Origin of the sequence: Reyranella sp. (assembly GCF_052439685.1) — a bacterium.
Taxonomy (GTDB): domain Bacteria; phylum Pseudomonadota; class Alphaproteobacteria; order Reyranellales; family Reyranellaceae; genus Reyranella.
On record NZ_JBQVQG010000002.1, the window covers coordinates 148464 to 166965 of the forward strand.

At 64.7% G+C, this 18502-nt stretch carries 17 protein-coding genes and 2 tRNA genes; 10 read left to right on the top strand and 9 right to left on the bottom strand.

Annotated elements, in window-relative coordinates; genetic code table 11:
• Window positions 1–13: 13 nt before the first annotated feature.
• Window positions 14–532, top strand: a complete 519-nt coding sequence (locus tag ACT6UX_RS03815) for a Dps family protein (protein ID WP_444773815.1) — start codon at window positions 14–16, stop codon at window positions 530–532.
• Window positions 533–554: 22 nt separating this feature from the next.
• On the opposite strand, the gene argE is transcribed toward ACT6UX_RS03815, so the two are convergent.
• On the bottom strand, window positions 555–1715 hold the full coding sequence (gene argE / locus ACT6UX_RS03820; RefSeq protein WP_444773816.1) for an acetylornithine deacetylase: 1161 nt from the start codon (window positions 1713–1715) through the stop codon (window positions 555–557).
• Between the two features lie 148 nt (window positions 1716–1863).
• Here argE and ACT6UX_RS03825 point away from each other — a divergent pair.
• The 5 genes from ACT6UX_RS03825 to ACT6UX_RS03845 all read left to right on the top strand — a co-directional run bounded on the left by ACT6UX_RS03825 (window position 1864) and on the right by ACT6UX_RS03845 (window position 6230).
• Window positions 1864–1956 (top strand) — tRNA-Ser (locus ACT6UX_RS03825).
• 233 nt (window positions 1957–2189) lie between these two features.
• Window positions 2190–2768 (top strand): hypothetical protein, encoded by a 579-nt coding sequence (locus ACT6UX_RS03830; protein ID WP_444773817.1) that lies wholly within the window; start codon window positions 2190–2192, stop codon window positions 2766–2768.
• Between the two features lie 14 nt (window positions 2769–2782).
• Window positions 2783–3214: an FKBP-type peptidyl-prolyl cis-trans isomerase gene (locus tag ACT6UX_RS03835; protein WP_444773818.1), complete on the top strand. Its 432-nt coding sequence runs from the start codon at window positions 2783–2785 to the stop codon at window positions 3212–3214.
• Between the two features lie 124 nt (window positions 3215–3338).
• A tRNA-Ser gene (locus ACT6UX_RS03840) sits at window positions 3339–3431 on the top strand.
• A gap of 780 nt (window positions 3432–4211) precedes the next feature.
• On the top strand, window positions 4212–6230 hold the full coding sequence (locus tag ACT6UX_RS03845) for a protein kinase domain-containing protein (RefSeq protein ID WP_444773819.1): 2019 nt from the start codon (window positions 4212–4214) through the stop codon (window positions 6228–6230).
• Here the strand turns inward: ACT6UX_RS03845 and ACT6UX_RS03850 are convergent.
• Both ACT6UX_RS03850 and ACT6UX_RS03855 read right to left on the bottom strand, forming a co-directional pair.
• Window positions 6211–6996 (bottom strand): cobalamin-binding protein, encoded by a 786-nt coding sequence (locus tag ACT6UX_RS03850; RefSeq protein ID WP_444773820.1) that lies wholly within the window; start codon window positions 6994–6996, stop codon window positions 6211–6213. The two genes, ACT6UX_RS03845 and ACT6UX_RS03850, sit on opposite strands and share 20 nt — an antisense overlap.
• Before the next feature lie 142 nt (window positions 6997–7138).
• Complete coding sequence (locus ACT6UX_RS03855) at window positions 7139–7411, bottom strand: hypothetical protein (RefSeq protein ID WP_444773821.1); 273 nt, start codon at window positions 7409–7411, stop codon at window positions 7139–7141.
• Between the two features lie 184 nt (window positions 7412–7595).
• Here ACT6UX_RS03855 and ACT6UX_RS03860 point away from each other — a divergent pair, with 184 nt between their 5' ends.
• Entirely contained in the window at window positions 7596–8873 is a 1278-nt protein-coding gene (locus ACT6UX_RS03860; protein WP_444773822.1) for an acyl-CoA dehydrogenase family protein, read from the top strand.
• A gap of 79 nt (window positions 8874–8952) precedes the next feature.
• Window positions 8953–9315, top strand: coding sequence for a hypothetical protein (locus ACT6UX_RS03865; protein ID WP_444773823.1), 363 nt, complete (start codon window positions 8953–8955; stop codon window positions 9313–9315).
• Window positions 9316–9322: 7 nt separating this feature from the next.
• On the opposite strand, the gene ACT6UX_RS03870 is transcribed toward ACT6UX_RS03865, so the two are convergent.
• The 3 genes from ACT6UX_RS03870 to ACT6UX_RS03880 are packed head-to-tail and all read right to left on the bottom strand — an operon-like array spanning window position 9323 to window position 12389.
• Window positions 9323–9766: a hypothetical protein gene (locus ACT6UX_RS03870; protein ID WP_444773824.1), complete on the bottom strand. Its 444-nt coding sequence runs from the start codon at window positions 9764–9766 to the stop codon at window positions 9323–9325.
• Window positions 9767–9776: 10 nt separating this feature from the next.
• On the bottom strand, window positions 9777–11381 hold the full coding sequence (locus ACT6UX_RS03875; RefSeq protein ID WP_444773825.1) for a GMC family oxidoreductase: 1605 nt from the start codon (window positions 11379–11381) through the stop codon (window positions 9777–9779).
• A gap of 12 nt (window positions 11382–11393) precedes the next feature.
• The gene (locus ACT6UX_RS03880; RefSeq protein WP_444773826.1) at window positions 11394–12389 is read right to left on the bottom strand and encodes an alginate O-acetyltransferase AlgX-related protein; all 996 of its coding nucleotides are present in this window, start codon (window positions 12387–12389) and stop codon (window positions 11394–11396) included.
• 48 nt (window positions 12390–12437) lie between these two features.
• Here ACT6UX_RS03880 and ACT6UX_RS03885 point away from each other — a divergent pair, with 48 nt between their 5' ends.
• Window positions 12438–13937, top strand: coding sequence for a flavin-containing monooxygenase (locus ACT6UX_RS03885; RefSeq protein ID WP_444773827.1), 1500 nt, complete (start codon window positions 12438–12440; stop codon window positions 13935–13937).
• A 35-nt stretch (window positions 13938–13972) separates the two neighbouring features.
• Window positions 13973–15226, top strand: coding sequence for an MFS transporter (locus ACT6UX_RS03890; protein WP_444773828.1), 1254 nt, complete (start codon window positions 13973–13975; stop codon window positions 15224–15226).
• 412 nt (window positions 15227–15638) lie between these two features.
• Here ACT6UX_RS03890 and ACT6UX_RS03895 read toward each other — a convergent pair whose 3' ends face one another.
• Genes ACT6UX_RS03895 through ACT6UX_RS03905 form a run of 3 tightly spaced genes read right to left on the bottom strand, consistent with a single transcriptional unit; the run spans window position 15639 to window position 18491 of the window.
• Window positions 15639–16538, bottom strand: a complete 900-nt coding sequence (locus ACT6UX_RS03895) for a transglutaminase-like domain-containing protein (protein WP_444773829.1) — start codon at window positions 16536–16538, stop codon at window positions 15639–15641.
• Window positions 16539–16545: 7 nt separating this feature from the next.
• Entirely contained in the window at window positions 16546–17523 is a 978-nt protein-coding gene (locus tag ACT6UX_RS03900) for a Bug family tripartite tricarboxylate transporter substrate binding protein (RefSeq protein ID WP_444773830.1), read from the bottom strand.
• Complete coding sequence (locus ACT6UX_RS03905) at window positions 17520–18491, bottom strand: NAD(P)-dependent oxidoreductase (protein WP_444773831.1); 972 nt, start codon at window positions 18489–18491, stop codon at window positions 17520–17522. The genes ACT6UX_RS03900 and ACT6UX_RS03905 overlap by 4 nt, the downstream gene beginning before the upstream one ends.
• Window positions 18492–18502: the final 11 nt, after the last annotated feature.

Below are 18502 nucleotides of genomic sequence, written 5' to 3' on the forward strand. Positions count from 1 at the left end.
GGAGTGTCAACCCATGAGCAACGACGTCAAGGAACGCAAGAAAGCCGCGCTGGCGACGCCGACCGATCTCGGCGAGAACGCCACCAAGGATCTGAGCGGCGGCTTGAACATCCTGCTGGCCGACGTGGCCGCGCTCTACTGGAAGACCAAGAACTTCCACTGGCACATGTCGGGCCCGAACTTTCGCGACTACCACCTGCTGCTCGACGAGCAGGCGACCGAGATCGATGCCATGACCGACGTGATCGCCGAGCGCGTACGCAAGCTCGGCGGCACGACACTGCGGTCGATCGGCCATATTTCCCGCCTGCAGCGCGTGCTCGACAACGATGCCGACTATGTGACGCCGCTCGACATGCTCGCGGAGCTGCGCGACGACAACAAGCAGCTCTGCGTCCACATGCGCACGCTCCACGAGCTCTGCGACGAGCATGGCGACATCGCCACGGCGAGCCTGATCGAGAACTGGATCGACGAGACCGAGAAGCGCGTCTGGTTCCTGTTCGAGACGACGCGCCGCACCGAGGGGTGAGGCGAGGGGCTGAGACGGGCGCCTACGGGCGCTCGGCCCAGCCGATCATCTTGCCGATGAAGGCGTCGCAGGCATCCATCTGCGACTTCGCGACGAATTCGTTGGGCTGGTGGGCCTGCGAGATGTCGCCCGGTCCGCAGATCACGGTCGGGATGCCGTGACTGCGGAAGATGCCGGCCTCGGTGCCATAGGGCACGGCATAGGTGCGATTGCCGCCGGTCCACTGCAGGGCGAGCTTGGCGGCTTCCTCGTTCTCCTGCGGCATCAGGCCGGGCACGAAGGAGCGGCGCTTCAGCTTGATGTCGGCGTCGGGATGCTTGGCCTTCATCTTCGGCAGCAGCAACTCCGCGACATAGGCCTCGGCGCGGCGCTGCACTTCCCACGGATCGTCGCCGGGCAGGGTGCGGTAGCCCCAATTCAAGGTGCACTCGCGCGCGAGGATGTTGCCGGCCGTGCCGCCGGTCACGATGCCGACGTTGATCGTCGTGTGGCCCGGCACCGTGTCGATGTCGGTCCGCTTGCGCCCGGCCAGCTCGACCTGCAACTCGTTCAGCCAGTGGATGAAGTCGCCGGCGAAGTGGATCGCGCTGACGCCGAGATGCGTCATGGAAGAGTGGGCCTCGACGCCGGTGAAGGTGGCGATGATGCCGCCGCCGGCATTCTGCGCGTTGACGACGCCCATCATGGTGGGCTCGCCCACGATCACGGCCTGTGGCCGCGGCACGTTGCCCACCAGTTTCTCGACCAGCGAATGCGCGCCGAGGCAGCCGATTTCCTCGTCGTAGCTGAAGGCGAAATGCATCGGCACCTTGAGCTTTGCCTTCTTGAGCGCCGGCACATGGGCGAGGCAGGCGGCGATGAAGCCCTTCATGTCGCAGGTACCGCGCCCGTAGAGGTTGCCGTCGGCTTTCTCCGTCAGCGTCCACGGATCGGTCTCCCAGGCCTGTCCGTCGACCGGCACCACGTCGGTGTGGCCCGACAGGACGATGCCTCCCTCGGCCTCGGGACCGACCGAGGCGAACAGGTTGGCTTTGGTGCCTTCTTCGTTGGGGACCAGCGTGCTCCGGATGCCGTGCTCGTCCAGATAACCCTGGATGTACTTGATCAGGTCGAGATTGGAGTTGCGCGAGGTGGTGTCGAACGCCACCAGGCGCTGGAGCATGTCGATGGAGCTGGAAGTCATGGTCGCAGCGTCGCACGCTTCAGGCCACCACGCCAAGAGCCTGTAAATCCTTGAGAAATCCCGACCTCGTTTGACACTCCCGAGCCCGAACGCTAGAACCGCCCAGCATCCGTCGTGGTTATGGTCGCCGGGGTCTTAACGGGTCTGCGGAGGGGTGGCCGAGTGGCCGAAGGCGGCGGTTTGCTAAACCGTTATAGGGAGATAATCCCTATCGTGGGTTCGAATCCCATCCCCTCCGCCATTACCTGACCGATCGAATGGTTTCCCGGCTTTGGCGAGGACGCTGAAGCGTCTGGCGTCTCCGGGCGGTCGCAGCGGGGCTCCCATCCTAGCTTGCTTTTCAAAGCGCCGGTTTTGCACCCCACCAATCGCGTCGTGGCATGGACTTCGTCGCAATGAACGGATGACTGCGCTGACTATCCGGGAAATCCCGGATAAAAAGAGAGACGGAATGACAAGGCAGCGGAGTCTTCTATGCTCAGGGGCGCGACTCTACCGATTCTCGATCACGAGCTGGCAGATGACGAGATTGAATGGATGAAGGCCGTATATGCGGATTTCAGCAAGGCCCGCGCCGCAGCCGGTCCCGAATTCAATCCCAAAGACGCCTTGCGCGCCATCCTGGCTCGCACGGAGTATCATTTCTCCGCCGTGCCGGATTTGACCGGACCCGGCCCGTGGCGTCTGGGCCAGAACCGGCACGGACGTGGTGTCGCCGCGGTGTTTCTGCGGAAAGTCGAGCTGCATACACACATTGCCAGCCGTACCGATCAGTTCCCGATGTATGTCGTGGGCGAGGCGGACGGTTTTTCCATCGACGAGAATGGCAAGCCTGTGGTGACGCCGGTGATTGACGGCGGCCATTTCCACAACGCGCCCGGCGCGCCGCACGCCTTCCTGCCGAAAGTCGGTGTGCCCAAGCCGGACAACTGGGAAATCGCCTTCATCGCGATCACGCCGCGCAACCTGAAGGAAGACACGCACCGCGTCTCGGACGAGGTGCGTGCGCTGTATAAACAAGTTGTCGGTCAGGACGCCCCTCTGGGCGTTTGAGGAGGACAAGCCACTTGCAAGTGACCCGCCGCGTCATTATCGCGACCACAGCTCTCGCCGCTGCCTATCCGGCTGGCGCGCAAACCCGAGGAAAAGCCATGACGACCGAAAGCGGCCTGAAAATCATCGACACCACCGTTGGTACGGGCGCGAGTCCCAAGACCGGCCAGACCTGTGTCATGCACTACACGGGATGGCTCTACGAAGGCGACGTGAAAGGCAAGAAGTTCGATTCTTCCGTCGATCGCGGCTCGCCTTTCGAATTTCCCATCGGCATGCAGCGAGTCATCGGCGGCTGGGACGAGGGTGTCGCAACCATGAAGGTCGGCGGCAAGCGAACGCTGATCATTCCGCCGCACCTTGGTTATGGAGCGCGCGGCGCTGGCGGCGTCATTCCGCCCAACGCTACGCTGATGTTCGACGTCGAGCTGCTGGCGATCAAGTAAGCATCGTCTGCGTGTCCAGCTGCTTCGAGACGGCGCTGGTGGAATGGCGTGAAGATCGGGCCTGGGCCGACGGCGTCACTCGAATGCCCTCCGGTGAATAGTCGCGGGGTCTTCACGGGGCTGCGGAGAGGTGGCCGAGTGGCCGAAGGCGGCGGTTTGCTAAACCGTTATACGGGGATAACCCGTATCGTGGGTTCGAATCCCATCCTCTCCGCCATTACTCAGAGCCCAATGAAATCAAGATTTCATTGAGGTCTCACAACACGCCGCAGAAGATTGTTCCCCACTGGGAGGGTTGTCTGCTTCCAGCCTTGTGCTTGGCGGCGTCTATTGTGAAGCCATCGCTCACAACGCTTTGGACTTCGGATCGATCTTCGATTGGTCGTTCATTGGCGGGAGCGCATCAGCGCCCGCAAACCGCATCTATCAGCCTTCTGGGCTTCAACGTGCGAACCCTATTGAAGCTATCGCCCTTCAAGAAGAACGAAGACTTCTGTCGGGGAACCAGACTGTGCCATCCAAGCAGGGCGTCCAGTGATGGGCGGCTCCTGAGTTGAGTCGAGAATTCCTGCTTAAAGGAACAACGGGCTTTGCGCGGTGCGGACCGTATCGACCACTTGAGAGAGAGTAGAATTTGATCGACCGGGCCATGACACGAACTGCTGTATCAGACAGGCCGGATTGGATCTGAGTTACTAGCAGCTCTCTCCGTGGCGCGTCGGGCAAGGAATGCACTGGCACATCGCGGCAGCCACCCCTCGCGAGATGAGGCCCATGCTGCCGACCGATCCGTGATCGCACACTTGGCGGCGAGCAGATCCAGTGAAGCGCCCAGGCGGTGTCGGCTGATCCATCGAGACATCGACGACAAAAAGCTATTTACGGAAACATTTTGGGGAGATCGCCGCTGCGATTCAGTGACTTTCCCTCGATGTTCGTTGTTCCAGTGTTACCGCCATGCAAGGTTTTTCGACAGCGCCGGGGGAGATCACATCCGATGACGAGCGGGGGCGAGCATGCGGACCTGATGACGCTCCAGCCCGGTGAGTTCGTCGGTCGCTATCGGATCGTCGAAGTGCTCGGGCAGGGCGGATTCGGAATCACCTATCGGGTGGTCGACGCCGAACTCGACCGTCAGGTCGCCATCAAGGAATACCTCCCCGCGGCTCTCGCTATCCGGCAGGACAGGGTCACCGTGGTGCCGCGCTCGCTGAGTGCCGCCAAAGACCTCGCCTGGGGACTTGAACGCTTCATTGCCGAAGGCCGCACCCTCGCGGCTCTCCATCACGCACCCGGGATCGTGAAAGTGCACGATTACCTTCAGGCGAACGGAACCGCCTATCTCGTCATGGAACTGGTCCAGGGCGAGACGCTGCAGGAGCGTATCGAGCGAAACGGAACACTCGACGCGGCAGCGATCGAGCTGATGCTGCATCCGCTCCTGGACGGGCTCGAGCAGGTCCACGCGGCGGGCTTCCTGCATCGGGATATCAAGCCGGCGAACATTCTCATCGATGCTCGCGGTCGGCCGACCCTCATCGACTTCGGTGCATCTCGGGCCGCGGTCGCAGGGAGGTCGCAGGCGATGACAGCCGTGTTCACACCGGGGTACGCACCGGTCGAGCAGTTCACATCCGCTCCCCAGGGGCCCTGGACGGATATCTACAGTCTTGCTGCCACGCTCTATCACGCGATTGCAGGAGCGCCGCCGCCCAATGCCGTCGACCGCATGCTCGATGACGCCTATGTCGCGCTTGCGACGTCTGCTCGCCCTTTCCGGGCCGCGCTCCTGTCCGGCGTGGACGCCGCCCTGGCGATCCGTTCGGCCGATCGTCCGCAGTCGATCGCAGCCTGGCGGCAGATCCTTTCCGGCGCAAAACCTTCTGCTGCGACCGTGATCATGCCGAGTGCCCGTCCGACCGAGGCTTTGCCTTCGGCCGCGACGCCGATGCTGCCGGCGGCAGGACCGGATCCACCACGAGGCGGACGGCCGATCCATACCGGCATGGCGGTTGCCGCCGGCGCCGCACTTCTACTGGCGGCGGCAGGGAGCTGGTTTGCCTGGGGCCCGGCGACAAAGCCCGTGGCTCTGGCCCCTGTGGCCGCGGTCGCGTCTCCCCCGAAAGCCGGGGACGACGTCCAGCAGCAGCTCGAGCTGGCGCGCAAGGAACAGCGGGAGGCGCAGGAGGAGACTGCACGATTGCGGGCCGCGGCCGAAGCGCGGCAGAAGATGGAGGAGGACGCCGCACTTCGAGCCCGCATCGAGAGTGATGCGCGAGAGAAGGCGGCGACGGATGAGGCCGCCCGGCGACTGGTCGCGGTGGAGACGAATCGGAAGGCCGCAGAGGAAACCGAAGTCGCGTTGGGCCTTGCTGCGCCGGACCGGCAGCGCGTTCAAGTGGCGTTGACGGCACTGGGTTTCCCAACCGGCAGCGTGGACGGCGTGCTCGGGGCGCGCTCGCGCGAGATGATCGCGGCATGGCAGACGAAGAAGGGCAGGGCTGCGACCGGCTACCTGACGCAGGATCAGCAGGCGGCCCTCCTGAGCGATGCCGCCCCGGCCCTGGTCCGCTACGATGAGGAACAGAAGAGGCTTGCGCAGGCTCCCCTGCCGCCTTCCGGATCCGGGTCGCCTCCGGGCGTCCAAGCGACCCCGTCAGTCCCGCAAGGGACCTCACGGATGCAGTGCGAGGGCAGTTTCCGTTCGCAATGGTGCAGGGCCGCCTATCAGGGGTTCCCTGCCAACTGCTGGAACTCGACGATGACGATCAGGAACGGCGTTGTCGCCGACGGGTGGGCATCGTCATCGGATACGACCAAACGCAATGTCGTCACGGGCCGTGTCGACGCAAATGGGAGCGTCGCTCTGACCTACGACGGTCAAGGCCAGCAGACCCACATCAACCAGCGCTTTACGGCAGTCATGTCGGGCAAGGTCGAAGAGGGCGTGCTGCGTGCCGCTGGTCGTGCCGGCGCCGCCGGCCGGGAGTTTTCCGTCACGGTGGCCTGCCGCTGATGATCGCCTCCAGCGCGGCGAGTCCGTCGGTGAGGGCGGCGGGGCCGGGCTGCAGGATCAGCGGCGATTTGATCTCGTGAAGACGGCCGTTTCGCACCGCCGGCAGCGACTCGAAGCCCGGGCGCGCGATGAATTTCTCGCTCTTGAATTTCTTACCGCACCACGAGCCGATGACGATGTCGGGGGCACGGCGGATCACCTCGTCTGGGGTGACGACGCGGTCGCGAGCGGATTTGCAGACAGCCAGTTCCGGAAAGATGTCGTCGCCGCCCGCGGCCTGGACCAGTTCCGAGACCCAGGCAATGCCGGAGATCATGGGCTCGTCCCATTCCTCGAAATATACCTTGGGGCGAGGGGCGGCGCGGCCGGTTCGCCGCCGCGTCGCCTCGACGTTGGCGGCGAGTTCGTCCGCCAGAGTTTTCGCGCGATCCGGGGTGCCGACGAGCGCCCCCAGCAGGCGGATCATATCGAGTATCTCCGCCACCGTGCGCTGATTGAAGGCGTGGACGCTGACGCCGGCGCGGACGAGCGACGCCACAAGCTCGGCCTGCAGGTCGGAGAAGGTGAGAACCAGGTCGGGCTGTAGGGCGAGGATCTTCGGCATGTCGGCCGAGATGAAGGCCGAGACGCGCGGCTTCTCGCGGCGTGCCTGCGGCGGTCGCACCGTGTAGCCGGAAATGCCGACGATCCGGTCCTGCTCGCCCAGCAGGTAAAGCGTCTCGGTGGTTTCTTCGGTCAGGCAGACGATGCGCTCGGGCGGGTACATGATAGCCGGCGAAGGAGCTGGTTTGGGCTGGATCGCAAACTCTGCGGACGTCCCCTACGCCCACAAGTTTGCAATGTCCATGAGCGCGGCATAGTGGCTGAAATGCAGGCTCTTCCCCATGCCGATCGCTTCGGGCCCAAAACTACCGTGGAAGAGCCTTCAACTGTTCGTTGGCCTTCTGCAGTTCTTCGGTTCTCGCGGAACGTTCGGTCTTGAGTTCGCCGACTCGGCGGCTCAAGTACATGCGGCGACGACGGATGAGGCCGGCCGCCTTGCTGTCGGTGCTCCCCTCCAACTCCGCTTTTAGCGACGTGCCTTCCTCCTGAAGTCGGTTCAACTCCGTCTTCAATTCGGCAAGCCTGTCAGTGCAATAATTCTTGGATTGCATCAACTCACGCCGCAACTCGTCAGCCATCACTTCCCCCGATCATTCGGCAACTCACCTAAAAGATACTATGCAAGAATTCTCGGGTCGACCAATGGACAAGGCGACACAAGGCGTGGGCCCTTCACTTTAAGGGGATTGACCGAAAGTATCAGGTCTGTAGGGATTGGCCGCACTGGAAAACAGAAAACAGACCGACAGGAGCGAAACCTCAATGACACAAAAGGCAGCGGCAGCGACCCGGAAGCCGGTCCGTCCCGATCTCGAGGCCGAACTGAACAATCTCGCCATGTCGAAGGAGGCCCAGCCCTTGTTCGATGCGGTCAAGGCGCATATCGCCGAGAACGTCGCGCCGATCCTCGAGGAGTTCAATCGCCTGGGCGAGGGCCGCAAGGATCGCTGGAGCTGGGCGCCAGGCCAGCTGGAGCTGCTCGAGGGCGCCAAGAACAAGGCCAAGGCGTCGGGCCTGTGGAATTTCTTCCTGCCCCATTCCGAGATCGGCCGCGGGCTCACCAACCTCGACTACGCCTATATCGCGGCCGAACTGGGCAAGTATCCGCTGGCGTCGGAGTCGCTGAACTGCTCCGCGCCGGACACTGGCAACATGGAAGTGCTGGAGAAGGTGGGTACGCCGGAGCAGAAGGAGAAGTGGCTGAAGCCGCTGCTGAACGGCGAGATCCGCTCGGCCTATGCGATGACGGAGCCGGGCGTCGCCTCCTCGGACGCCAAGAACATCACCACGCGCGCCGAACTGGTGGGCAACGAGTGGGTGATCAACGGCGAGAAGTATTACATCTCCGGCGCCGGCGATCCGCGCTGCAAGATCATGATCGTCATGGTCAAGACCAGCCCCGATGCCTCGCCGCAGTTCCAGCAATCGCAGATCCTGGTGCCGATGGGCACGCCGGGCCTCGAGATCGTGGGCCCGATGACCGTGTTCGGCCACGACCACGCGCCGCGCGGCCACATGCACCTCAAGTTCAACAACTGCCGGGTGCCCGCCGAGAACATCCTGCTGGGTGAGGGCCGTGGCTTCGAGATCAGCCAGGTCCGCCTCGGACCGGGCCGCATCCATCACTGCATGCGCTCGATCGGCGCAGCCGAGAAGGCCATTGAGCTGATGGTCAAGCGCGGCTCCTCCCGCACCGCCTTCGGCAAGCCGCTGATCCAGCTGGGCAAGAACCTCGAACTCGTCAGCCGCGCGCGCATCGAGATCGAGGCGATGCGCCTCATGGTGCTGAAGGCCGCCAAGGCGATGGACGTGCTGGGCCATCGCGAGGCCCGCGTCTGGATCAGCATGGTCAAGGCGATGGTGCCGGAGAAGGTCTGCCTGATCATCGACCAGGCGATGCAGATCCACGGCGCCACCGGCCTGTCGCAGTGGTCGCCGCTCAGCGAGATGTACGTGAACCAGCGGCACCTCAGGTTCGCCGACGGTCCGGACGAGGTTCATCACATGGTGGTGGGTCGCGCCGAGATGAGCCGTCACTAGAACGATCGGAGCGGGCCCGGCCTTGACAGGTCGGGCCCGGCCCCTTTTGTTGCGGGCGGATGGAGAGACTGGAAGAGCGATGACGGTGACCCGGATTTCCCTGCGAACGGCCCTCGTACTGCTGCCGCTTCTGCTGGGTGGCTGCGAGGCCGCGAGTTCCCTGCGGGCCGCGGGTCTCTCCGATCCGCAGCGGATGAAGAGCATCAACGACGCTTTCGAGGCGCGCGACAACTGCCTGGTCGCGAACATCCACCTGGCCGATGTCTATGCCGGCAGCGCCCAGTCGCTCGCCGCGACGGCCGCAGCCTCCTGCCAGACCCAGACGGACGTCCTGATCTCCTTCAGCAACCCCCAAGGCGATCCGCGGGTCACCGCGGCGATCCAGAAGGATTCGAGCTTCCGGGCGATGGGCTTCGTGCTGAAGGCACGCGGCGAGGGCTGACGAGCGGCTAGACCCGCCGCCACATCGGCGCGCGCTTCCGTACCGGATCGAGCAGCGACCAGTCGCCCTGTTCGACGACATGACCCTTGGGGAAGGGCGAGCGCGGCTCCTGGCCCAGCGCGCGCATCACGCGGTCGTCGCGGTAGTAGCAGAGCAGCACCACGCGATTGAGCGCGAAGAGCGGCGTACCGCCCTCCTGCTTGAAACGCAGCGCGACTTCGGGTCGGCGCTCGGACGCGAGCTCGGCGAACGCGCCGCCGGACAGCTCCCTCAACTGCTTCAGCGCGATCTGCGCGTCCGCGGTATCCCTTTCCAGGCTCTTCAGGATATCAGCGAAGATCAGCGCGTCATCGGCCCCCGGCACGCCATGGGTCCTGCTCGCGGGGATCATAATGCCGGCCAGGAGGCGCAGGTCGTGGGCTTCGGCGTCCGTCAGGGTTCCGTAGGTCATGTCCATGGCCTCAGTCGAAGAGCGTGGCGTCGGCGAGACGCCGCTTGATGTTGTCGGCGATGTAGAGCGCCAGCGCCTGGATGGTCGAGGTCGGGTTCACGCCGCCCGAAGTGACCCAGATGCTGCCATCGACGATGAACAGGTTCTTCACATCGTGGCTGCGGCCCCATTCGTTGACCACCGACCGCTCGGGATCGGTGCCCATGCGCGCCGTGCCCATGAGGTGCCAGCCGGCATTGAGCATCGGCGCCTCGCCGCCGATGTTCCTGGCGCCGGCTGCCTCGAGAATCTCCTTCGAGCGCGCGACGCCGTGGTCGATCATCTTCTTCGTGTTTTCGCCCAGCGTGTAGTCGATCCGGGGGGCGGGGATGCCGTTGCTGTCCTTCAGCACCGGATCGAGCGTCACCCTGTTGTGCTCTTCGGGCAGGTCCTCGCAGATCGCGGAGAGGCCGAGCTTGCGATTGACGATGGTGCGATAGACGTCGTGATGCGCCTCGCCCCAGGGCAGGAAGCCGCGCGCGGTATTGGTGATCGCATCGACGATCGTGCCGGCGCCGCGGTGAAGCTGCAGCGTATAGCCGCGCACGAAGCCGCGCGACGGGTCGGTCTCGTAGAACTCCTTGCTCCAAAGCGGAAGCTGCGCGCCGGTATTGCCGTCGATCGGCTCGTCGACATAGCCGTAGGTGTGGGCGAAAGGATGGAACATCAGGTTCCGGCCGACCAGCCCGCTCGAATTGGCGATGCCGTTGGGGAAGCGGCCGGACACCGAGTTCAGCAGCAGGCGCGGCGTGCCGATGCCGTTGCAGGCGACGATGACCATCTCGGCCGGCTGGAAATGCTCCTTGCCGTCGGCATCGTAGTAGATCACGCCGTTCGCCAGACCGTCGGGGCCGAGCGTCACCTCGCGGACCCGCGCGCGCGTGCGCAGCTCGACCCCCGCCCGGATCGCATGCGGCCAATAGGTGACGTCGGCACTGGCCTTGGCGCCCTGGGCGCAACCGGGTGTGCAATGGCCGAGATTGATGCAGGGCGCCCGACCGTCATACTCGACGGTGGCGATGGCCGAATCCGATGGCCACCAGTGCCAGCCCAGTTTGTTCAGCGTCTCGCCGAAGCGCTTGCCGGTCTTCCCCAGCGCCACGGGGGGCATCGGCGGCACGTGGTGGGGATAGGCGGGGTCACCCTCGAGGCCGGCGACGCCGGTCATGCGGTCGTTCTCGGTGAAGTACGGTTCCAAGGTCGCATAGTCGACCGGCCAATCGTCGGCGACGCCGTCTAGCGTTTTCACCCGGAAATCCGAGGGATGCAGGCGCGGATAATGCGCCGTGTACATGATGGTGCTGCCGCCGACGCCATTGAAGTTCACGACCTGGATCGGCGAGGTGCCGTTATTGATCGGATAGTCGGTCTCGCGCGCCCGGCGGTTGGGGTTGATGGCAAAGTCGCCGAACAGGCGGGCCTCCCAGTCGCGCCCATTGGTCGGGTAGTCCGTGGGCTTCACCCAGTCGCCCTGCTCGAGGCAGAGGATCCGCATCTTCGTTTCGGCGAGGCTCCAGGCCACCGCCGCCCCCGAAGCCCCGGAACCGATGATCAGGACGTCGACCTTTTCGTGCATGGCGTTCTTCCGTTAGCGGGCGAGATGCTGGCTGATGGCATGGGCGACCAGGGCGTGACCGCCCGCCGTCCAGTGTCCATCGTTGGCAAAATAGTAGGACAGGGGAGACCCTTGTGCCTCGAGGACGGGCTGAAGGTCCAGAACATCGATGCCGCGCCTCTGCAGGGCGACCGTGAAAGCGGTGTTGACCCGTTCCTCGACAGATCGATCGTCACCCATCCAGAGAGCGCGCGACGGGATGAGCACCACGGTCATGCGGTACTGCTCCGCGATCTTCTCGAGCTCGTTGGCCGCTCGGTCGATGTTTGCGGGGTCGTACTCGTTGGGGGTAACGCCAAGGCCGCTGGGCTCGGCCCTGGGCGAAAATGCACCCTCGAAGGCCCTCGATGCGAGCAGGTAGAGCGCCGAATGCCGCGTCAGCCAGGCTCCGAGGGGCGAGCCGCTGGCCGGGGACGGCATGGCCCGCCCGGCGGCCTGAAGATCCTTTTCCATGTCGACGATGACGACGACGCGGCCGGCTCTGGAGCCGAGCTGTTTGGCGTAGGCCAGCAGGGCGGCATAGCCCTCGATGTCGGTGGGCGTCGCGAGATTGAAGGTCCGCCGGCCGCTCAGGACCTGGAGCTGGTCGGAGAAGCGGTCCTGGGCTTCGACGCCCCAGCCCCAGGCGAAAGCGTCGCCCACGACGACGATATCGTCGGCTCCGGCCGTCGCCACGTCGTTCACGTCGCGTAACCCATGCGAATTGATCCGGACGGCGACGTCGTAGTCGCCGGCCTCGGAAATCTGGCGGGTCTGCGTTTCCGGCTGGGCGAGCAGAAGCGGTCCTGCAGAGTAACTGAATTCGACCTGGCTGGACGGGGCGAAGGTCGGGAAGAACAGGCGGACGAAGCCCTCTGCGAGGCCGAGACCGGCGACGAGCCCGGCCGCGATCAGCAGGGCGCCAAGGGCGAGCCGTCTCCGGCGGGCGGTTTCGGATCGTGGATTCTGGGGGCTGGCTTCGGCGCTCATGTTCGCGCAAGACTGGCGTGAGTTGATCAGCGAGGAAAGAGCCTTCCCATGCCGGATACCACCCTTGCACGGCCTGCAGCCGCCATGACCGAGCATTTCGACGTCCTGATCGTCGGCGCCGGCATCTCCGGCATCGGCGGCGCGTATCATCTGACCCACCAGATGCCCGACCGCAGCTTCGTCATCCTGGAGACGCAGGAGAGCTTCGGCGGCACGTGGCTCACCCACAAATATCCCGGCATTCGCTCCGACAGCGACCTCCACACGTTCGGCTATCGCTTCAAGCCGTGGAAGGGCAAGCCGATCGCGACCTCCCAGGAGATCAAGACCTACATGGGCGAGGTCATCGAGGAGAACGACCTCGCGCGGCACATCCGCTACCGGCATCGCATCGAATCCGCCACCTGGTCGAGCGAGGACAATCGCTGGACCATCGACGGCGTGCGAACCGATACAGGAGAGGCGGTCCGCTTCACCGCCAACTTCCTGTGGATGTGCCAGGGTTACTACCGCCACTCCGTGGGCTACACGCCGGAATGGCAGGGCATGGACTCCTTCAAGGGCCGGATCGTCCATCCGCAGACTTGGCCGGAGGACCTCGATTACACGGGCAAGAAGATCGTCGTGATCGGCTCGGGTGCGACGGCCGCCACGGTCATCCCGGCGATGGCCGACAAGGCGGAGCACGTCACCATGCTCCAGCGCTCGCCGACCTATTTCATCCCGGGCCGCAACGCTATCGAACTGGCCGAGACGCTGCGCCAGCTCGAGGTCGACGAGGAATGGATCCACGAGATCGTGCGCCGCAAGATCCTGCATGATCAGTCGGTGTTCACCCGGCGCGCGTTCGAGGAGTCGGACAAGGTGCGGAGCGAGCTGCTGGCCGGCGTCCGCGCCCATGTCGGGCCGGACTTTCCGCTGGAGCCGCATTTCACGCCGAGATACCGGCCCTGGCAGCAGCGCATCGCCTTCGTGCCCGACGGCGACCTCTTCAAGGCGATCCGCGCCGGCAAGGCCTCGGTCGAGACCGACGAAATCGACCGCTTCGTGCCGGAGGGCATCCTGCTCAAGTCGGGCAAGGTGCTCGAGGCCGACATCATCGTGACGGCGACGGGCTTCGACCTGTCAGTGATGGGCGACATCGCCTTCGCAGTGGACGGCAAGCCGGTCGACTTCGCCGACACGGTGACCTATCGCGGCATGATGTTCACCGGCGTGCCCAACATGATCTGGGTGTTCGGCTATTTCCGCGCGAGCTGGACCTTGCGCGCCGACCTGGTCGGCGACTTCGTCTGCCGGCTGCTGGATCACATGGACAAGCACCAGACCCGCAAAGTCGAGGTCGCCTTGCGCCCGGAGGACAAGGACATGGCCTTGTTGCCCTGGATCGATCCGGAGAACTTCAATCCGGGCTACATGATGCGCGGCATGCATCTGCTGCCCAAGCGCGGCGACAAGCCCGAGTGGCAACACACCCAGGATTACTGGAACGAGAAGAACGTCTTCCCGGCCATCGATCTCGACGACCGCGCGTTCGTCTACGGCTGATCGCTTCGCATCGATCTGAGGCTCGGGGGAGCGGGATGAGTCAGGGCAACACGCGCCGGGTCATTGCGGCCGGCGCGATCGGCAACGTGCTGGAATGGTACGATTTCGCGGTCTACGGCTACTTCGCCGCCGCGATCGGCCGCGCCTTCTTTCCCAGCGAGGATCCGGTCGCGCAGGTTCTGTCGGCCTTCGGCATCTTCGCGGTCGGCTTCCTCATGCGGCCGATCGGCGGGGCGGTCATCGGGGCGATCGGCGACCGGCTCGGCCGCCGCGCGGCGCTCACCTTTTCCGTGGCTGCCATGGCCGTCCCGACTTTCCTGGTCGGCGTATTGCCCGACTACCAGACGCTGGGCATCGCGGCGCCGATCCTGCTCACGTTCCTGCGCATGGTGCAGGGCCTGTCGGTCGGCGGCGAATACACGACCTCCATTATCTTCATCATCGAGCAGTCGCCGCCCAATCGGCGGGCATTCGTCGGAGCGCTGGGCTGCTGCGGTGCCGTGGGCGGCATTCTGCTCGGCTCGGCCACCGGCGCGCTGCTCGCTTCTGTCATGTCGGAACAGGCACTCGAAAGCTGGGGCTGGCGGGTGCCATTCCTGCTCGGGCTGCTGGTGGGCATTGCCGGCGTCGTGTTGCGCCGACACGTCCATGAATCGCCACGCACGGCAACGGCCAAGTCGCCGCTCCTCGATACGATACGCAACCATGGCCCGTTGCTGGCCAGGCTGGCCGCGCTCTCGGTCTTCAACTCGGTCGGCTTCTATCTGATGTTCGTCTACATCGTGAGCTGGCTGCAGTTCGCCGACGACATCGCGCCGGCGACGGCGCTGGGGATCAACTCGACCAGCATGGCCCTGATGCTGCCGGTGATGGTGCTGATGGGCTGGCTGTCCGATCGATATGGCAGGCGCCCTGTAATGCTGGGTGCTGCGGCGCTGGGCTTCGCGGGCGCGCTGCCCTTCTTCTGGCTGATGCACCAGGGCCAACCTGAACTCGTCCTGCTGGGACAGTTCGGCTTCGTGGTGGCCATCGGCGCCTTCATCGGCGGCCAGCCGGCCCTGATGGTCGAGGCGGTGCCGGCTGCGATCCGTTGCACCGCCATCGCGCTGGGCTACAACGTGACCCTCGGCATCCTCGGTGGCTTCAGCCCGCTGGTCGCCACCTGGCTGGTCCATCGGACCGAGAACGACTACAGCCCCGCCTTCATGATCATGGCGGCCGCTGCGGTTTCGTTCGCGGCCATCCTGAAGTTCGACGAGACCTACAGGCTGAAGCTTCAGACGGCCTAGAGAAGGGTGACACCGGTTCGAGCGTCTGCCGCTTTTGCGACGTCGTTCTGGCTTCCATCTGATTTGACGGCTGGAAGCAGGGCGATGCCGTCCCCGCTGCGCGTTGCGGCTTTGTGCAGGCCGAGCCGACGCCATCCGCGATGTGCCTGCACCGATCTCGGCGGTATCCAGCCACCGAATACCCGAGAATGGCTACCCGGGCGTGTTCGCTTCGTTGGTTTTCGATTATTTCGCTTTCACTGCTTGACGATGTGCCCGGGGCGCAGCGTTGCAACGAGCCCCCGATCGATGTGGAGGCGAAAGCTGTCCGCGGTGCCGAGTCACGCAACGGAATCGATCAACCCATCAAGGGGAGATTCCTTTCGATCCTTTTCAAATCATGACACTCCAGCGTTGGCCCGGGAATACAGGACTACCGAAGGACCACTTTCGTCTCTCCGTGAAGCGGGGAGAAGCTACGGATCGCGTCGGGCACGACAAGCTCCGGTCGGGCGAAGGTCGACTGGAGCTGCACGAGTTCGTTCGGCGAATCGAGGACCTGCGCAAGCTCGTCGAGCATGGGCAGTTCCTCTTCCGGCAGTGCGTCGATCGGTGTTCGGTCGGCCACGCCCCAATAGTCCCAGGGAAGCATCTCGACCTTGTTGAGTGCGGCGAGGTCCCGCATCAGGCTTCCGCGGATGAACCAAAGGCCTTGGATATCGATGCTCGGAACACCGAACCGGTCGGGCGCGACCTTCCCGTCGCGGGCAAGGCGCCAGCCGTCGGCAGCGACGACGAACTGGTCGCGCTCCAGGTCCAGCGGATTGGCGGTCACGCCCAGCCTCCCTTTCACGACTGGATCGACGTTCGGATCGACGAGCACCCAACGTCTCTGCGCTTCGTTCCAGTATTCGCAGACGCAATGGTCGCTGTACGTGTCCGGCTTGCCGGAGAAGTATGTCGCGAAGCCGAAGCGCAATCGAGCCGGCACGCCCCCGTGGCGAAGCATCGAACAGAGAAGGAGTGCGTAGTCCCGGCAACTGCCGACGAAGCGCGCGCCCGGTTCGCGCGACGTATCGAGTGGTCGATCATCCTTCTCGATCAGCCGTCGGTAGATGTCGGAGGCATAGCGGGTGTCGACCTCGCCGAGCCGTATCCGTCCGTCGAGTTCCAGCGCGTACAGCCCGATGAAATCCTTGTCGATCAGGAGGCCCTGGACGATCGCGGCAAGCGCCTCGATATCGGACGGCAGGTCGATATCGAGTGGCGTGCGCTCGCCCGCATCGGTCGTTGCACTCTGTGCACTGTAGTAGGCAAGAGCGGCTGGTCGCATCTCCGGCTTACTGCAGCTTGATGCCGGCTTCGGCGATCAGCTTGCCGAGCAATTCGCGCTGGCCGGCGATCCAGCTCTTGAACTGGGCCGGCGTGTTGGCGACGAGATCGGCGCCGGTCGGATCGAGCCGTTCCTTGACCTTCGGGTCCTTGATCGCCTCGGCCACGACGGCCTGCATGCGATCGACCAGGGCCGGCGGCGTGCCGGTGGCGGCGAACAGGCCGTTCCAGTCGTTGAGGTCGAAGCCCGGATAGCCGCTCTCGGCGAGGGTCGGCACGTCGGGGAAGGCGACGGAGCGCTTGAGGCTGGTGACGGCCAGCACACGCGCGCGGCCCGCAGCGACCGGCGGGCGGATCGAATTGGTGGTGATGATCACTGAATCGATGGCGCCGGCCCCGATGTCGCGCGCGGCGTCGGCACCGCCGCGATAGGGCACGTGGATCAGCTTGATGCCAGCCCGGCGCTGCAGTTCCTCGCCGGCCATGTGGGCCATGCCGGCCGCCGGCGGGGTTCCGTAGCTGATGGTGCCGGGCTTGGCCTTGGCTGCGGCGATGAATTCCTGAATGGTCTTCGAGGGGAAGTCCTGCTTCACGGCGACGACCTGCGGGAAGCTTGCCATCTGGGTGACCGGCACCCAGGTCTGCGCATAGTCGAAGGGCAGGTCCTTCATCAGCAGCGGGTTGGTGATCTGGTTGGCGGCGTCGACCAGAAAGGTCTGGCCGTCCCGCGGCGCCTGAAGAACGGCATTTGCCGCCACGACGGCATTGCCACCGGTGCGGTTGTCGATGATCACCTGCTGGCCGATGATCTCGGCCACGCGTACGCCGATGTTGCGCGCCACCGTGTCGGCCGCGCCGCCGGCCGCGAAGGCCACGACCCAGCGGACGGGGCCCTTGGGCCAGTCGCCCTGGGCGAAACCCTCGCGGGCGATGAAGGGGGCCGCGAGGCCCCCCGCGAGGATGCTGCGTCTTGAAACTCGGCTCATGTCTTGGATTCCAGCAGTTCGGGCACCACCCAGAGCGCGGGCTCGCCGCGGGCAACTCTCTGGACGTTGTCGAAGCCGTTGCGCAGGCGGGTGATGTTGCTCTCGAAGGTGGGGCCGGCGAGATGCGCGGTCAGGATGACATTGTCGAGCTTGAGGAGCGGATTGTCCGGCGGGGTCGGCTCCTCGTCGAACACGTCGAGACCGGCGCCGAACAGGTTGCCGGCGGAGAGGGCGGCGATCATCGCCTTCTCGTCGATCACGGGGCCACGCGAGGTGTTCACGATGATCGCCGACTTCTTCATGGCGGCGAGCTCGTCCTTGCCGATCATGTGGCGGGTCGAGGCGTTCAGCGGCACGTGCAGCGAGACGATGTCGGAGTGCTTCAGGATCTCGGGCAGCAGGCGGAAGCGGACGCCGAGCGCGTCTTCCTCTTCCTCCTTGAGGCGGGCGATGTCGTAGTAGTGGACGGTCATGCCGAAGGCGAGCGCCAGCTTGGCAACCTTCTTACCGATCGTGCCGAGGCCGATGATGCCCAGCACGCGGTTGCGAACCTCGTGGACGGTAGGCGGGGAGTTGCCGTGCCAGCGGCCGGCCGTGACGTTGTTGTGCTGGGTGATCAGCCGGCGCGATACTGACAGCATCAGGAGCATCGCGTGTTCCGAGACGGCGACCGAGTTGGCACCGCCATTGGCGCACAGCGGAACGCCGCTCGCGCGCGCCGCCTCGAGGTCGGCGCGGTCGTAACCGGCGCTCAGCATCTGGATCAGCTTGAGGTTCGGCGCATCCTTGAAGAGCTGCGGCGTCACATACTGCTGGATGAATCCCACGAAATAGTGGGTGCCGGGCAGGGCGGCCTTCTGCTCCGGTGAATTGTGCAGCGCCTTGACGATCTCGTAGCCCTTGGGGGCGAGGTCGTCGACCATGGACAGGGTGTCCTTGGGCCCCACGACGAGTACGCGTTCAACCATAACCATTCTCC

What these genes read in the sequence shown, in the direction of transcription:
- ACT6UX_RS03815 (WP_444773815.1), top strand. Translation starts at nt 14, where the DNA reads ATGAGCAACGACGTCAAGGAACGCAAGAAAGCCGCGCTGGCGACGCCG.
- argE (WP_444773816.1), bottom strand. Translation starts at nt 1,715, where the DNA reads ATGACTTCCAGCTCCATCGACATGCTCCAGCGCCTGGTGGCGTTCGAC.
- ACT6UX_RS03830 (WP_444773817.1), top strand. Translation starts at nt 2,190, where the DNA reads ATGCTCAGGGGCGCGACTCTACCGATTCTCGATCACGAGCTGGCAGAT.
- ACT6UX_RS03845 (WP_444773819.1), top strand. Translation starts at nt 4,212, where the DNA reads ATGACGAGCGGGGGCGAGCATGCGGACCTGATGACGCTCCAGCCCGGT.
- ACT6UX_RS03850 (WP_444773820.1), bottom strand. Translation starts at nt 6,996, where the DNA reads ATGTACCCGCCCGAGCGCATCGTCTGCCTGACCGAAGAAACCACCGAG.
- ACT6UX_RS03855 (WP_444773821.1), bottom strand. Translation starts at nt 7,411, where the DNA reads ATGGCTGACGAGTTGCGGCGTGAGTTGATGCAATCCAAGAATTATTGC.
- ACT6UX_RS03860 (WP_444773822.1), top strand. Translation starts at nt 7,596, where the DNA reads ATGACACAAAAGGCAGCGGCAGCGACCCGGAAGCCGGTCCGTCCCGAT.
- ACT6UX_RS03865 (WP_444773823.1), top strand. Translation starts at nt 8,953, where the DNA reads ATGACGGTGACCCGGATTTCCCTGCGAACGGCCCTCGTACTGCTGCCG.
- ACT6UX_RS03870 (WP_444773824.1), bottom strand. Translation starts at nt 9,766, where the DNA reads ATGACCTACGGAACCCTGACGGACGCCGAAGCCCACGACCTGCGCCTC.
- ACT6UX_RS03875 (WP_444773825.1), bottom strand. Translation starts at nt 11,381, where the DNA reads ATGCACGAAAAGGTCGACGTCCTGATCATCGGTTCCGGGGCTTCGGGG.
- ACT6UX_RS03880 (WP_444773826.1), bottom strand. Translation starts at nt 12,389, where the DNA reads ATGAGCGCCGAAGCCAGCCCCCAGAATCCACGATCCGAAACCGCCCGC.
- ACT6UX_RS03885 (WP_444773827.1), top strand. Translation starts at nt 12,438, where the DNA reads ATGCCGGATACCACCCTTGCACGGCCTGCAGCCGCCATGACCGAGCAT.
- ACT6UX_RS03890 (WP_444773828.1), top strand. Translation starts at nt 13,973, where the DNA reads ATGAGTCAGGGCAACACGCGCCGGGTCATTGCGGCCGGCGCGATCGGC.
- ACT6UX_RS03895 (WP_444773829.1), bottom strand. Translation starts at nt 16,538, where the DNA reads ATGCGACCAGCCGCTCTTGCCTACTACAGTGCACAGAGTGCAACGACC.
- ACT6UX_RS03900 (WP_444773830.1), bottom strand. Translation starts at nt 17,523, where the DNA reads ATGAGCCGAGTTTCAAGACGCAGCATCCTCGCGGGGGGCCTCGCGGCC.
- ACT6UX_RS03905 (WP_444773831.1), bottom strand. Translation starts at nt 18,491, where the DNA reads ATGGTTGAACGCGTACTCGTCGTGGGGCCCAAGGACACCCTGTCCATG.